Genomic DNA, 13,823 nt, shown 5'->3' with positions numbered 1-13,823 from the left:
TACACCGCAAACTTTACTCACAACATTGTCTCTGGCCTGTACTAAGCCTTTAATGTTTTTGATTAAAAGATTACAGCACGACTCCAATGCGCTAAAAGCCTGATGTTTTATTTACCGAATGACTCAACCTTGTAATCAAGGTTAGTACCATAAACAGGGAAACTGATTTTAAGCAGTGCAAAGAAGGTTCTGCCTTCAATGCCGGGACGATAACCGATCTCTCCGCCATAAGACCAGCTCAAAGTACGGTTAAACTTTCCTTCAATACCAGCTCTAAAACCAATACTTTTTGTTTTTATGGCATCTACAGAATAGATAGCTGTAGAAGTAATAATAGGGCTGCCTGTTATATCCTTAGGAGTGTAAACGACATCATCAACATGAATAGAGGGAGAAAATAAAATATCGAAGTAGGTAGTAAACATCAGATCATCAATACCTTCTTCGAACTTATCGAAGTTTACTGCGACATTTTTGATCCATGATAGGGACCCTCCGATATAAAGGCCCTTTGAAGAAATGTTTGTAAATACATTTACATCCTTTAGCTCACCATTTTTATTAAACTCCTGTGCCGGTAAAGATGCATCTCCTGATTTAAGCTTGTCATATCCAACGCTTTGTTCTTCCATTGCACGGTTGAGGTCTGTAGAACTATCCCAAAGGATGCCCCCAAGACGCGCCCCGTAGATCTTTCTTACCTTACAGGGAACTTCAGCGCTAAGCGGAACGCGCGAAGCCCAACGGTCTCCTCTATAACTCTTCTTATAAAGGAACATCTTTGTTTTAGAGCTTTCTTCGAAGTCTTTAATATGGTAAGTGCCACCTATTTCAAAGTAGTTGAATACCTCGGCCCTGTTATCAACAGAACTATTGTTCATTGCCAAATCGCGGGAAAGGTCGAAAAACTGTCTGCTATAAGTCTTGCGGAAATGTGCTCTGAAATCAGCTTTATCTTTGTGATAGTAGCTTGCCTCAAATCCAAAGCCTGCATTGACGTTGGCTACGAATAGCTCTCCGTATAAAGGCTGAAAGGCAACAAAAAGCTTATTTACCGAATAAGGTTCGTCATAAAGCTCTTCATAGGTAACTGCAGCTTTATCTTTACGTTCCTGCGCAAAAAGAGTAACGGAAGCCGTCAAAGACGCAGCTAATAAGATTAAAAAGTTAGTTTTCATAGCTAGCGGAGGTAGCAGTAATTCGTAAAAGTAATAAATATATGTGTAAAATTATCGCGTTTAGCCGCCAACCTACCACAGATGTAATTACTGACATAACTTTGTCAACTTATGGTCTTCGTTACGGCTTGTTAAGCTTAAGGCATCAAACAGGCTAAAAAGAAGGTAGTATAAAGATCGCATAAAACTGACAAAATTTCCGACAGCGTAAACGAACCTGACTCTAGCTCCATCGTAGCTGTATCCTACCTATACTGTCAGTATATCCTACCTAAGTCTACCCTAACCAAGCTATTTGTAAATTTGATTGCTGATACTTTGTTTTTGACTTTGCCTATAGAAGATTGAGACTATATTTTCCTGGTTTGCAATAGCTCTTTTAATGCCTGAAGCTCTTTTTGGGCATCTTCGCTTTGATGTAGTCTTTTATAGAGATCGGCGTCTTTGCGTTTCTGTTCGGTAACATCTTCTACCATTCCAAGAACGGCTACTACTTCGCCTTGCTCATTGATTACAGGTATTTTACTTGTTCTTAGCCATGATTCCGCTCCATTACTATCTGTAAGCATGTGTTCTTCATCAAGCTTAGGTTTCCTGGTATTCATTACCTCCAAATCATCTTTTCGGTAAGCATCTCCTGTTGCACCCCAAGCCATTTCGTAATCTGTTTTACCAATTACATCCCGATAGGATTTTACTCCAGCAAGAGCTGCAAACACCTTATTGCAACCTACGTAGCGCAATTCTTTATCTTTCCAGTAGATGGCACGAGGCAAATTATCTACGATTGCCTGTAGCGTATCCTGCGATTCCATCAGTTGCCTTTCCTGATCACGAAGGATTTGACCCTGCTCGCGTGATTGCTCAAGCTCCCTTTCAAGAACTGTTTGCTTGCGCCGCATCTCCTCCTGTGTCGCTTCAAGCTCTTCCATGTTCTGGCGGATTTCCTCCTCCTGAGACTTCATCTCTTCTGACTGTTGTTGTGTTTTTTCTAACAGTATACGGGTAGTCTCATTTATACGAACATTAGAGATAGTTGAAGCTATACTTTCCGCCAACTTCTCAACCAATTCAATCTCATACTCAGCATACTTGTTAAATGAAGCAAGTTCAATAACGCCATATATCCGATCGTTCACCTTCATAGGCACAATGAGTAATGCGTTAGGATTAGAACCGCCCAGCCCTGAAGTAATTGAAACATACTCCTGAGGTACTTCGAGAAGATAAATACGTTCTCCTTCAAGATAGCACTGGCCTACCAGCCCATCTCCTATTGTAACCTTTCTTGTTAAATATTTTTTTCTTTCAAATGCGTAACAAGCTACCAGTTCAAGAAACTGGTCGTTTTCATTTTCATTATTAAGGATGAATAGTCCACCCTGATTGCTCTTTGTATATTTAACAACGAACCGAATGATATTATCATATAGTTCTGATGATGAAGAAGTGTTTGCACGGAGCAACTCACCTATCTGTGCCAACCCGGTTGTTGTCCAATTTCTTTTTCTGTCATCTTCTGCATTTGATCTTAACTTATCACGCATCTTAATGAGCATGGAAGTAAGATTATCATTTTCATCATCAGCCTTGAGCTCTATATTATAATTACCAGCAGAGACGGCCTCAATAAAATCGGAGAGCTTAGATACTCTGTTACTTTCTTCTGAAAGTTGAGCTGCATTCTGCTCCATTACGGCATCAGATTTAAACTGAAGCCTGTAAATAATGAAACACAGAAACCCAAAACCTGTAATTAATAGCAAAAAGGAAGTCCACGACAGTATGGAGAGATTTCTCCTATCAGCGTTAGTATTATTGCTGATGTGATGTGCAAGCCTGTCGATGTCAGCTTGGCTTTTGCTGTAAAGCATCTCATATTTCTCATCTGCCTCGTCCTTAATTTTAAGGAGTGAATCGTTTCCGATTAACTGTTGCTTTTTCTCCCACCGGGTATTAGTTGCTATGAGAAGATTTTCAAAATCAATTGCCGACTCCTTTAATAAGGCGCGCGTTTCTTCGTCGTCACTTTTAGTGAATTTACCCAAGACCGTCTCTTTTCCATCATAAGCGTGTTGCAGTAAATCTCTACTTGCTATAAGTTGATCCTGCACATGCTCTTTATAAACGACGGATTTATCACCTTCTATAAGTTCTTCAAATTTTAAATAAGCTGTGGTTGCCCTGCTTTTGATGTGATCCCCTAACGCTACGAAAGGAAGATTAGCCTCATAGGTATTCTTAATTCTCTGCTGTACATAAATTATAACAGAAGAAGTTACAATGCCTATTGCAGCGAAGAACAGAGAGTAGCGAAGAGATTTAGAGAGCTTCATGGGGTTTAACTCGAATATCTGGAATAATTAATCGATCGAAATTACAACAATTGCTTCCGATTGCGTTATAGACGTAAGATCAAATTGGTTTTAATAGAATTTTGAGTGGGTAAAAGAGCGTTTGCTTAAAAGCGGGAATAAAGTTTTTATGCAGCACTTAATAAATTACATTTTCATGTTAGATGTACTTGTATAATTACATTTTAAGGGAAAATTTTTAATTTCTTAATATCTGAAATTCCAATTTTAGGCTACCTTGCCGACTTTTTATGCTTGGAAATAGGCAAATAGAGAAAGTAGAATTTTTCTTTAGGTTCTTTATGGAAAATATAATTTCCCTGCATCTTACTTATAAAAATTTTGATATCAAGGTGTTGGGAACAGATTCCAGCAATATTTAACGAAGTATGATAGATACATTGATTTTTAAATCCCAATTCTTGAACATATTAGTATTACTTGAATCCATAAACCCCGAGAACATTATACAATATGGCGGACTTGGCCTGCTGTTGTTGATCATTTTTGCGGAAACCGGAGTGTTTTTTGGCTTTTTCTTACCTGGCGACTCACTGCTGTTTGTGGCTGGCTTATTGAGTGATACAGAATATTTAGACATGCATGTTGGGTTAATGATTGTACTGTTAATCATAGCCGCTGTGTCAGGATCTACAGTTGGTTATCTTACAGGCCGCTGGGCAGGAGCATACCTTGCTAATAAGAAAGACAGTATATTCTTTAAGAAAAAGTATCTTGATTTAACGCAAGCCTTTTATCTGAAACATGGAATGATGGCGTTTATACTGGGCAGATTCCTACCGGTTGTTAGGACATTCGTCACAATTTTAGCGGGGATGGTAAAAATTGACTTTCCAAAGTTTGTAGTTTTCAATTTCTTAGGAGCGTCAATTTGGATAGTAACGATGGTATTGGCGGGTCACTTTCTCGGACGATTGTTCCCTGGCATAACAGAATATCTGGAGTTCATAGTAATAGGGATGGTTTTAATCTCTGCTATACCAGTTATAATGACGTATTTAAAAAACAGAAAATTATTGGCAAAGGAGTAGGGGAATTTGAAGCGTTGGTTGTTTATAATATGAATTGTACAAAAAATTACCTATTTAATTTGGCCGTTTTACATAAAAACAGGATTTTACCGCTCGCTTTTTTAACAATTTAAAACTTAACATAACTATAAACCTAAAATCTAATTAATCATGGCAAAAAATTCTAGTTCACTGGGGGATAGTCTGAAGACAACGTTCGCGGCAATTGTTATTCCTTTAGAAATTGTAATCGCATTCCTTATTTATTTTTACGTATTGGGTGATCCTCAAAACTTTGAAGGAGGAGATCCATCAGGTCACCCCATTTCAGAAGGATGGAGAAGCTGGTTGGGTGTAATTTATAAAGGCCGTGTTGTTGTGGCTGTGCTTATCGCTCTTTTGATTATGACAATCACTTTCGGTATCGAGCGTCTTATCACTTTAAGTAGCGCTACTGGTAAAGGAAGTGTTAGTAAGTTTGTAAACAAGATCAGATCATTACTTGCTACCAATAACATCAGCCAAGCTATTGCAGAATGTGACAGACAAAGAGGTTCAGTCGCTAATGTTGTAAAGGCTGGCCTTTTGAAGTACAGCGAATTATCTAAAAACACTGAACTCGAACCTGAGAAAAAAGTGTTATTAGTTCAGAAAGACATAGAAGAAACGACTCAGCTTGAAATGCCAATGCTTGAGAGAAACCTTGTAATTATAGCTACCATTGCTTCGGTTGCAACGTTGATGGGGCTTCTTGGAACGGTAACAGGTATGATCGCGGCGTTTAGAGCGATTGCTACTTCTGGTGCTCCTGATGCGGTTGCTCTTTCTAACGGTATTTCTGAAGCGCTTATCAACACTGCGTTGGGTATCGGAACTTCTGCGTTAGCGATCATTCTTTATAACTTCTTTACCAGCAAGATCGATTCATTGACTTATGGTATAGACGAAGCAAGCTATAGCATTATCCAGAATTTCTCAGCGTCACAAGGCGTTAAAGTTGTAAGTCACTAATACTAACTAGTATATAAACATTAAAAATGGCGAAAGTTAAAGTACATAGAAGCTCTCCATCCATTGACATGACGCCGATGGTGGATCTTGCCTTCTTACTTGTAACATTCTTTATGCTAACAGCTGCATTTGCTCCAGTAGAACCTGTAGCTGTTGACATGCCAAAATCTGAATCAGAAATTATTCTTCCGGACAGAGACCGTATCATTATTTCGGTAGCAAAAGACGGCAGAGTATTCTTTGATATGGATAACCAAGGCAACCGCAAAAAGATGTTACAGGATATGGGAGCTAAACATGGTGTTAGCTTCACTGAAGAGCAATTAAATTCATTTGCAGTAATGTCTGGTTTTGGTATACCTGTAAGGGCGTTACCACAATACCTTGATATGGCTCCTGATGAAAGGGATCGCGTTCAGCAACCTGGAATTCCTGCTGACTCTGTTAATAATGAACTGGCAGACTGGGTTGTGTTTGGTCGATTGACCAATCCTAGTAAGATCAGAATTGCGATTAAAGGCGACCGCGATTCTAACTATAAAATTATTAAGCAGGTAGTTGAAACACTTATTGATCGCAAGATTCTAAGGTTCAATCTTATCACGAATTTAGAAAACGAAGCTGGAGCTTAAACAAATAAAACTATGGCAGAAGTAAATCAAGGCGGTGGTGGCGGAGGACGTGGTAAAAAAGGTGGCGGCAAGGTTCGTGCGAAGAAACAGTCTACCAAAGTAGATATGACTCCCATGGTGGACTTGGCCTTCTTGTTATTGACCTTTTTTATTCTTACGTCAACCTTCAACAAGCCTAAGACCATGGAGGTTACTATGCCCGATAAAGTAAAAGATGAAACCGAGCAAACCAAAATCAATGAGAATGACATTCTCAATATTGTGCTTGGTGACAAGGATAAAATCTATTACTGGACAGGCCTAACTCCTCCCGCAGAGGTAACAAACTACTCTAAGGATGGCATTAGAAAATTGTTACTAGATAGAAACAGAGAAAATCCAAAGTTAATGGTGCTCATCAAGCCTCAAGATGAATCCAGGTATAACAACATGGTTGACATTCTTGATGAGATGGAGATAACCGCTACTAAGCGTTACGCTATTGTGGATTTTACTCCGGATGATAAAGCTATTATCTCCGGAAATTTAGAAGACGTAACTACTGAAACTCAAACTAAATAACTATGAAAACGGCAGAAAGCAATGTGGCAGTAGCTCAGCGTTGGGATGACATAGTATTTGAGGGCCGTAATCAATCTTATGGTGCTTATGTATTAAGAAAGATTTACGGTACGAATGTGTTTAAGGGAGTAGTGATTACACTAGTTATTCTTACACTTCTGGTTTATGGCCCCGCTATATATTCCATGCTGAAACCTGAGGAGGTTATAGAGAAAGCACCTCCCAAGAAATTGGTGTACACTGAATTGTCGGCACCGCCTCCAATTGATAAGCCGAAACCACCTCCACCACAAGTTCAGCTTCCTAAGCTGCAGAAGGTGATCAAATTCGTTCCACCTAAAGTGGTAAAAGAGGAAGTGGTTGAGGAAGTACCAACAATTGAAGAGATCAAACAAAACGAGGTTGCAGCTGTAGAAGTAGAAGGTCCTACAGAAGTGGTGTTCGAAGAGCCTGTTCAGGAAGTTGTTGTTCAGGAAGATGACAACCAGATCTTTACAGTGGTAGAACAGCAGCCAGAGTTCCAAGGTGGTTACGAAGCGATGATGAACTTTATTCGTAAAAATATGCGCTACCCAGCTAGTGCGAGACGTATGGGCGTTGATGGTACTGTTTATGTACAATTTGTTGTAGGTAAAGACGGTGCAATCAGCGAAGTAAAGACCATCCGTGGTATTAGCGCAGATTGCGATAAAGAAGCAGAACGCGTTGTAAACATGATGCCTCCCTGGAAAGCAGGTAAGCAAAATGGTAAGCCTGTATTTGTAAGATTCGTATTACCAATCAGATTTAAACTGAACTAGATTTTGGAAGAAAATAACGAAGAACGGAAGCTATCAGCGTCAGACCTAATAGCCAAGAGCTTCGGAGCAATAATGGTTGTACTGTACGTTGTTATCGGTACAACCATTATTTTTAAAGCCCAGGAGATACGTAATGTTCCCGAAACGTACGCCAAAGTCATAGGCACTCTTCTTATCCTTTACGGACTCTACAGAGGCTATAAACTGTATCGAAAATATTTCTCTAATCCGGAATAAGTAAGGCCGGAAATTTAAATTTAAATGTTTGTTATGAAGAACATACGTTATCTGTATGCAGTTATTCTATTTCTGTTTTTTATCTCATGCCGGGATACAGATAAGAATGGACGGCTTCTCGATACCCCCACTACCGGTTCTATCAAGATATCTGCTGATGAGTCTTTACGACCTTTAATAGAGACAGAAGTAGAAACCTTCAACAGCATCTACACTAAAGCAAAAGTTGAAGTTCTCTATTTGCCGGAAATTGAGGCTATGGAAGAGTTGATGAAAGACAGTGTTAGACTCGCTATTGTTACCCGGCATTTAGTGCCAGAGGAAAGAGCTTATTTTAAGGAAAAAAGAATTACACCCGATGAAGTTGATATCGCGTTGAGCGGTGCCGCTATTATTGTTAATCCCGAGAGAAAAGATACTTTAATTAGCATGGCGCAATTAAAACAGATTTTGAGTGGTACTGTTAGCAACTGGAATCAATTGGGTAGCCGCACGAATGCTGGCATAGAGATTGTTTTTGACAACCCGAAATCTGGTTTGGTTCGATACTTAAAAGACTCAATTGCTAAAGTAGATAAACTACCTGCCAATTGTTATGCAGTAGAAAATAATGAAGCTGTAGTAGACTATGTAAGCAAAAACCCGAATGCACTCGGTTTAATAGGCGTTGAATGGATCAGTGATGATCCTACAACAAATACATTTTTGAAGAAGGTAAAAGTTGTAGGGGTTTCCGGAGACAGTACACATTTTCAGCCCTATCAGGCATATATGGCGCTAAAACATTATCCGCTAATGAGAACGATAACTGTTATAAACCGGGAAACAAGAACAGGATTAGGGACAGGATTCTCTTCTTTTCTCGCAAGTGAACGGGGGCAAAGGATAATTCTTAAAACAGGACTGGTTCCGAAAACGATGCCTGTAAGAATTATTGAAGTTAATCCGAAGCCATTTGAAATTGAGAAATAAGACCGCTGGAATAAGTAATATATAAATTGTAGCTTAGGCACGTTATTTTAACGCGCAGGAAAGAAAAGTAAAGTAAAAATCAAGAAGTAAAGCTTATGAAAAACTCAGTGAGCCCTGAAAAATTTAAAACTTCAGGACTATTCGATAAGCCGAATGGTTTTTCGAGAATTATGTTAGCATTCGCATTTATTGCGATCTCGACATTCACATTCGCGCAAAGTCCGGAAGTAAGAAGCGCATTGCGCCTTATTGATATTGAACAACCCTCAAAAGGAATTAGTGAACTTGAAAAGCTTGCAGATAAAAGTTCCTCAAACCAATACTACCTGGGCCTTGGTTATTTACGCACAGGAAACAAAGAAAAAGCACTACAGGCTTTTGAAAAAGGTATAAGCATGAATGAAAAAGATGGCCTTAACCATGCTGGAAAGGGTCATGTGAAGCTGCTGGATAAAAACGCTACTGAAGCAAAATTACATTTTGACAAAGCCTTATCAGTAAGCAAATCAAAAGATGCTAATGTTCTAAAAGCAGTTGCTGAAGGATATATGGCTGACACAAAGTTTATACTTGATGCCATTAACCTTCTTAATAAGGCCAAAACTATTAATGGATCAGATCCTGAAGTTCATATTCTTTTAGGAGATGCTTACTTAAAGCAAAATAACGGTGGTGAATCTGTGAGCAGCTACGAGCGCGCAGGAAGCGCCGACCCTAAAAATGGTAAAGCTTTTTACAAAGTTGCCAAAGTATACCAACGCTCAAAAAATACAGACATGGTAATGGAATACCTGAACAAGGCGGTTCAGGCAGATCCTCAATATGCACCTGCGTATAAGGAACTTGGTGAGGCATACTACCTAAACAAGCAAGCAGACAAGGCTGTTGAAGCATATGAAAAATATCTTCCTATTACTGAAAATGCAGGACAAGCGAGATATCAATATGCGTTCTTCCTTTTCATGGCTAAGCGATATGATAAGGCCAATGAAATATTTAAGGAGGTAATCAATTCGCCTAATGCCTCTCCTACTGCACTTAAGTTCTATGCGTACTCATTAATTGAGCAAGGTAAAGGAAATGAAGCAAGACCTGTATTAGAGCAATATTTTCAAAAGGTTAAACCTGAGGAAATACAAGCCTCTGACTATGCTTATTATGGTAAGTTGCTTGTTGATTTGAAAGAGGATTCTTTGGCTAACGATGCATTTGCTAAAAGCTTGGATCTTGATTCCGCTCAATTCGATGTTCTGCAGTTACAAGCCACTACTTTCATGAAGAGAAAGAAATATGTAGAAGCTGCGGAAACAACCAAGCAATTAATGTCTATCAGGAATCAGCCGGCTGCACAAGACTACTGGAACCTTGGACAAGCATATTATTTCAGCGATCAATTCAGTGCTGCAGATTCAGCCTTCTCAAAGGTTGTTGAAATGCAAGGTGAAAAAACACCGCTACCTGTATATCTTTTTGCAGCAAGAGCAAAAGCAAACGTAGATTCAACAATGACAACTGGTTTAGCTAAGCCTATGTATGACACGTTCCTGTCAAAGGCATTGCAAGACCCTGAAAAGAACAAGAAATCCATTATTGAAGCTTATGAATATTTAGGTGCTTATTCCATTCATAAAGAAGGAAACGTAGTTCAGGCCAAATCTTACTACGACAAGATTCTGCAACTGGACCCTGCACATAGTGGTGCTAAAGAATTTATGAGAGAGTTGAATAAACCAGCTCCTGCACAGAAAGGACGATAAAATAAAAAGGGCTTCGGCCCTTTTTTTATTTTGTTATCTCTTCCAATGATTCATTACTTGCCTGAATGATTCTATCTGCAATTGTCTTATCTATAGCTGCAGACAAGAACAAAGCCTCGTACTGAGACGGCGCCAGGTAAACTCCCCTGCTTAACATCGCCTGAAAATATTTCCCGAATAACACCGTATCTGAGGTTTTCGCAGAAGCAAAGTCAATTACCTTTTTGTCAGTAAAAAACAATGTGAACATCGAACCGACATGATTGATTGAGCATGATAGTCTGTATTTGCTAATCTGCTTTTGCAATCCCTGAATAATGAAGTTAGCTGTGCCATTCAATGCATCATAAATGCCAGGATTATCTTTCAAATGCTTTAGCATTGCAAGCCCTGCTGCCATTGCCATTGGATTTCCTGATAATGTGCCAGCCTGGTATATTGGTCCTGCTGGCGATACTGAATCCATAATTTCCCGCTTTCCGCCGTAAGCGCCAACAGGTAATCCGCCTCCTATGATTTTTCCTAATGTTGTAAGGTCAGGTTTTACATTATATAATTGCTGGGCACCTCCTTGTGATAATCTGAAGCCAGTCATTACTTCGTCAAAAATCAGTACAATGCCTGATTTTGAACATATCTTACGCAGACCTTCCAGGTACCCTTCAGCCGGAGGTACGCATCCCATATTACCAACCACGGGTTCTAATATTAAGGCAGCGATCTGTCCGGCATTCTTTTCAACAAGTAGTTCTACTGCATTTAAGTCATTGAAAGGAACCGTCAATGTATCAAGTGCCGTGCCTTTGGTTACACCAGGACTATCCGGATAGCCAAATGTTAATGCACCACTACCAGCTGAGATCAAAAACGAATCACCATGGCCATGATAGCACCCTTCCATTTTAATAATCTTATCTCTACCTGTAAAACCGCGCGCTACCCTTATTGCAGACATCGTGGCTTCTGTTCCCGAATTCACCATTCTTACTTTCTCAACAGAAGGGATCATTGAACAGATCAATTCAGCCATTTCTACCTCGCGAGCTGTAGGTGCCCCGAAAGATGGAGAGCATGACAGCGCCTCTCTCACTGCTTCTTCTACCGCAGGGTACGCATGCCCTAAGATCATAGGTCCCCATGAGTTGATTAAGTCTACATATTCATTGCCATCTTCATCGTAGAGATAAGCACCTTTCGCTTTTTTAATAAAAAGAGGATTACCTCCTACTGCCTTAAAAGCACGAACAGGAGAATTTACTCCTCCTGGTATAAACTGCTTGGCTCTTTCAAATAGCGCAGTACTCCTTGAAATATTCTTCATTAATTATTTTTTCTCAACAACTTTAAAACGCCCTTGATCAAATGAAATAAAAGGTATCAAAGAATTATCACGGCTGTATTCATAATTAAAGCCTTCTGTAAGATAACCTGGTATGTTGCCTGACTTGGATAATCCCTCCTGAAAGAAGACTCCGTTTTCTTTTAACTGTTTTCCAAAAAGCATCATAGACTCGAAGCCCATTCTTGCAAATGCAGATGGCGTTCTACCATACCTTCGGGTAAACTTGTTGAAGAAATCAATGTATTTAGGCTTTGAAGGATCAGCAAAATTAGGAGCTGTAAGTGTAATGTGTAACGTCTGATACTTTTCAAGATCAATTGTATTATCATCAATCCAATTTTCTGAACCTATTACTCTTATTGAATCTCCCCTTGTTTCAATACTGCTGACAACCTTCGCGTAAATCAATGCATCATCAGAAGCTACATATATTCCGCCAATGCTATCCTTCTTTAGCGTGAATTGTGTTGGATATTTAAATTCATCAAACTCTGTTGGTGTAGCCAGAATATCGAGGATTTTACCTACATCTTCCCTTGGAACTTTCTTTTTAAGAACTACCCTTAGACCCTTCTCCGTAGCTTTGGCTGCAAAGTTTGCCGCCAGTACAGAGTCCTTCTTTCCTACACCATAAAATATCATACAACTCTTCCTTCTTGTACGTCCTGCTAAAAACTCCGCAGACTTTCTTCCAAGATTTTCGGATGAAGGTTGAAATAAGTATGCATGTGGATTATTCTCAATCATGTCGGTACTGTTAGAGAAAGGATGAACAGTATTAACTCTATTAGCGATGGAGAATTCCTGAACTATTTTATTTTCTTCTGGGTAGAAAGGCCCAAAGATGAGATCAGTGTTTTTTAATTCGTCAGTAGCCAACAGACGCTTAATTCTATCTGTGTTTCTTTCCGTATCATATGCCCGAAGACTAATATTTACACCTTGACGATTCAAGGTATCAACTGCAAGTTTTACTCCCTCGTAATAATCAAGAAGTATCTGGTTCCTTTTTTTAGAAGGTGTAGGATCTAAAGAGGAAACATTGAAAGGAAATAAGACAGCCACTGCGTAACGGTCTTTATGAAATGTTTTCGGCGCCTCCGGGAGGTACTCACTACGTTTCAAATTATACTTATTGATCAATGACTCTAACAGCTTCTTATCCTCTGCGCTTGTTACATTCTTAGCCAAAACCTCAGCAAACTGTTTTCCTATAATCTCATCCTTCCCGTACTCTTCCTGCATCATGCGCAAGGTCTCAACGTCTGTTATCTTTGAAACAGCCTGGGCTTTTAATGCACTTATATCCTTTTCAAATTTTTTATCCTCAATAGCCTGTAGCGTTTTCAATCCCTGAAAGTAGTCTCCATTATCGAAGTGAATTTTAGCAAGCCAAAAGTTTACTTCATTAATTTTATCCCACCTGCTATTTTGTTTTTTAATTTGATTGAACGCATCCTTCGCTACTGCTTTGTATCCCTGATTATAGGCTGAAACGGCATAGTAGAATGATGCATACTCAGAATAAGGATTATTCTGATCATAAATAACCAATGGTTTAAAGCTCTCCATTGCAAGATTATACTTGCCTTGCTTATAAAGATCTTTCGCATTGCTATAAAGTCTATTATAATCAGTTTGTGCTAATACTGTAAAAGAAGAACTAAACAGAACAACAAAAAGTAAATTACGCATCGGTTTCTTATTTGCACATCAATTAAACAGCCTTACAGATATCAAAAAATTATTCCCATTCTATTGTAGCGGGAGGCTTTGAACTTATGTCGTAAACAACTCGATTAACTCCTTTTACCTTGTTTATTATGTCGCTGGAGATTTCTGCTAGAAAATCGTAAGGAAGATGAGCCCAATCAGCAGTCATACCATCGGTACTTGTTACTGCCCGTAAGCTTACAACGCGTTCATAAGTTCTCTCATCACCCATTAC

The 13,823-nt window shown here is 39.2% G+C and carries 13 protein-coding genes; 8 read left to right on the top strand and 5 right to left on the bottom strand.

The genetic code is table 11. The features are described 5' to 3' along the window. Positions 1-107 precede the first annotated feature (107 nt). Both KK060_RS16680 and KK060_RS16675 read right to left on the bottom strand, forming a co-directional pair. Complete coding sequence (locus tag KK060_RS16680) at positions 108-1,178, bottom strand: hypothetical protein (protein ID WP_254154908.1); 1,071 nt, start codon at positions 1,176-1,178, stop codon at positions 108-110. A 350-nt stretch (positions 1,179-1,528) separates the two neighbouring features. Then, complete coding sequence (locus KK060_RS16675; protein ID WP_254154907.1) at positions 1,529-3,514, bottom strand: PAS domain-containing protein; 1,986 nt, start codon at positions 3,512-3,514, stop codon at positions 1,529-1,531. A gap of 440 nt (positions 3,515-3,954) precedes the next feature. Between KK060_RS16675 and KK060_RS16670 the strand changes: the two genes are divergently transcribed. The 8 genes from KK060_RS16670 to KK060_RS16635 all read left to right on the top strand — a co-directional run bounded on the left by KK060_RS16670 (position 3,955) and on the right by KK060_RS16635 (position 10,533). After that, complete coding sequence (locus tag KK060_RS16670; protein WP_254154906.1) at positions 3,955-4,584, top strand: DedA family protein; 630 nt, start codon at positions 3,955-3,957, stop codon at positions 4,582-4,584. Between the two features lie 150 nt (positions 4,585-4,734). Beyond that, complete coding sequence (locus KK060_RS16665) at positions 4,735-5,574, top strand: MotA/TolQ/ExbB proton channel family protein (RefSeq protein ID WP_254154905.1); 840 nt, start codon at positions 4,735-4,737, stop codon at positions 5,572-5,574. Positions 5,575-5,600: 26 nt separating this feature from the next. Beyond that, on the top strand, positions 5,601-6,206 hold the full coding sequence (locus KK060_RS16660; protein WP_254154904.1) for an ExbD/TolR family protein: 606 nt from the start codon (positions 5,601-5,603) through the stop codon (positions 6,204-6,206). 12 nt (positions 6,207-6,218) lie between these two features. After that, positions 6,219-6,767: an ExbD/TolR family protein gene (locus KK060_RS16655; protein WP_254154903.1), complete on the top strand. Its 549-nt coding sequence runs from the start codon at positions 6,219-6,221 to the stop codon at positions 6,765-6,767. A gap of 2 nt (positions 6,768-6,769) precedes the next feature. Beyond that, positions 6,770-7,567: an energy transducer TonB gene (locus tag KK060_RS16650; protein ID WP_254154902.1), complete on the top strand. Its 798-nt coding sequence runs from the start codon at positions 6,770-6,772 to the stop codon at positions 7,565-7,567. A gap of 3 nt (positions 7,568-7,570) precedes the next feature. Next, a complete protein-coding gene (locus tag KK060_RS16645; protein ID WP_254154901.1) occupies positions 7,571-7,804 on the top strand; it encodes a hypothetical protein in 234 nt (77 codons plus the stop codon). Positions 7,805-7,837: 33 nt separating this feature from the next. Then, positions 7,838-8,776 carry a PstS family phosphate ABC transporter substrate-binding protein gene (locus KK060_RS16640; RefSeq protein ID WP_254154900.1) on the top strand — a complete coding sequence of 313 codons (939 nt, stop codon included), beginning with the start codon at positions 7,838-7,840 and terminating at the stop codon, positions 8,774-8,776. A gap of 95 nt (positions 8,777-8,871) precedes the next feature. Then, positions 8,872-10,533, top strand: a complete 1,662-nt coding sequence (locus KK060_RS16635) for a tetratricopeptide repeat protein (RefSeq protein ID WP_254154899.1) — start codon at positions 8,872-8,874, stop codon at positions 10,531-10,533. 25 nt (positions 10,534-10,558) lie between these two features. On the opposite strand, the gene hemL is transcribed toward KK060_RS16635, so the two are convergent. The 3 genes from hemL to KK060_RS16620 all read right to left on the bottom strand — a co-directional run. Then, positions 10,559-11,854, bottom strand: coding sequence for a glutamate-1-semialdehyde 2,1-aminomutase (gene hemL, locus KK060_RS16630; RefSeq protein ID WP_254154898.1), 1,296 nt, complete (start codon positions 11,852-11,854; stop codon positions 10,559-10,561). 3 nt (positions 11,855-11,857) lie between these two features. Beyond that, positions 11,858-13,570, bottom strand: a complete 1,713-nt coding sequence (locus tag KK060_RS16625; protein WP_254154897.1) for an ABC transporter substrate-binding protein — start codon at positions 13,568-13,570, stop codon at positions 11,858-11,860. A 49-nt stretch (positions 13,571-13,619) separates the two neighbouring features. Next, a partial coding sequence (locus tag KK060_RS16620; protein ID WP_496196144.1) for a GMP synthase (glutamine-hydrolyzing) occupies positions 13,620-13,823 on the bottom strand: 204 nt, incomplete at its 5' end.

Origin of the sequence: Chryseosolibacter indicum, assembly GCF_018598585.1 — a bacterium.
In the GTDB taxonomy this organism is placed as follows: Bacteria; Bacteroidota; Bacteroidia; order Cytophagales; family Cyclobacteriaceae; genus Chryseosolibacter; species Chryseosolibacter indicus.
Note: the sequence above shows the minus strand (reverse complement) of the source record. Positions and strands in the feature narration are given on the sequence as shown.

What these genes read in the sequence shown, in the direction of transcription:
- KK060_RS16680 (WP_254154908.1), bottom strand. Translation starts at nt 1,178, where the DNA reads ATGAAAACTAACTTTTTAATCTTATTAGCTGCGTCTTTGACGGCTTCC.
- KK060_RS16655 (WP_254154903.1), top strand. Translation starts at nt 6,219, where the DNA reads ATGGCAGAAGTAAATCAAGGCGGTGGTGGCGGAGGACGTGGTAAAAAA.
- KK060_RS16635 (WP_254154899.1), top strand. Translation starts at nt 8,872, where the DNA reads ATGAAAAACTCAGTGAGCCCTGAAAAATTTAAAACTTCAGGACTATTC.
- hemL (WP_254154898.1), bottom strand. Translation starts at nt 11,854, where the DNA reads ATGAAGAATATTTCAAGGAGTACTGCGCTATTTGAAAGAGCCAAGCAG.
- KK060_RS16660 (WP_254154904.1), top strand. Translation starts at nt 5,601, where the DNA reads ATGGCGAAAGTTAAAGTACATAGAAGCTCTCCATCCATTGACATGACG.
- KK060_RS16625 (WP_254154897.1), bottom strand. Translation starts at nt 13,570, where the DNA reads ATGCGTAATTTACTTTTTGTTGTTCTGTTTAGTTCTTCTTTTACAGTA.
- KK060_RS16640 (WP_254154900.1), top strand. Translation starts at nt 7,838, where the DNA reads ATGAAGAACATACGTTATCTGTATGCAGTTATTCTATTTCTGTTTTTT.
- KK060_RS16650 (WP_254154902.1), top strand. Translation starts at nt 6,770, where the DNA reads ATGAAAACGGCAGAAAGCAATGTGGCAGTAGCTCAGCGTTGGGATGAC.
- KK060_RS16675 (WP_254154907.1), bottom strand. Translation starts at nt 3,514, where the DNA reads ATGAAGCTCTCTAAATCTCTTCGCTACTCTCTGTTCTTCGCTGCAATA.
- KK060_RS16665 (WP_254154905.1), top strand. Translation starts at nt 4,735, where the DNA reads ATGGCAAAAAATTCTAGTTCACTGGGGGATAGTCTGAAGACAACGTTC.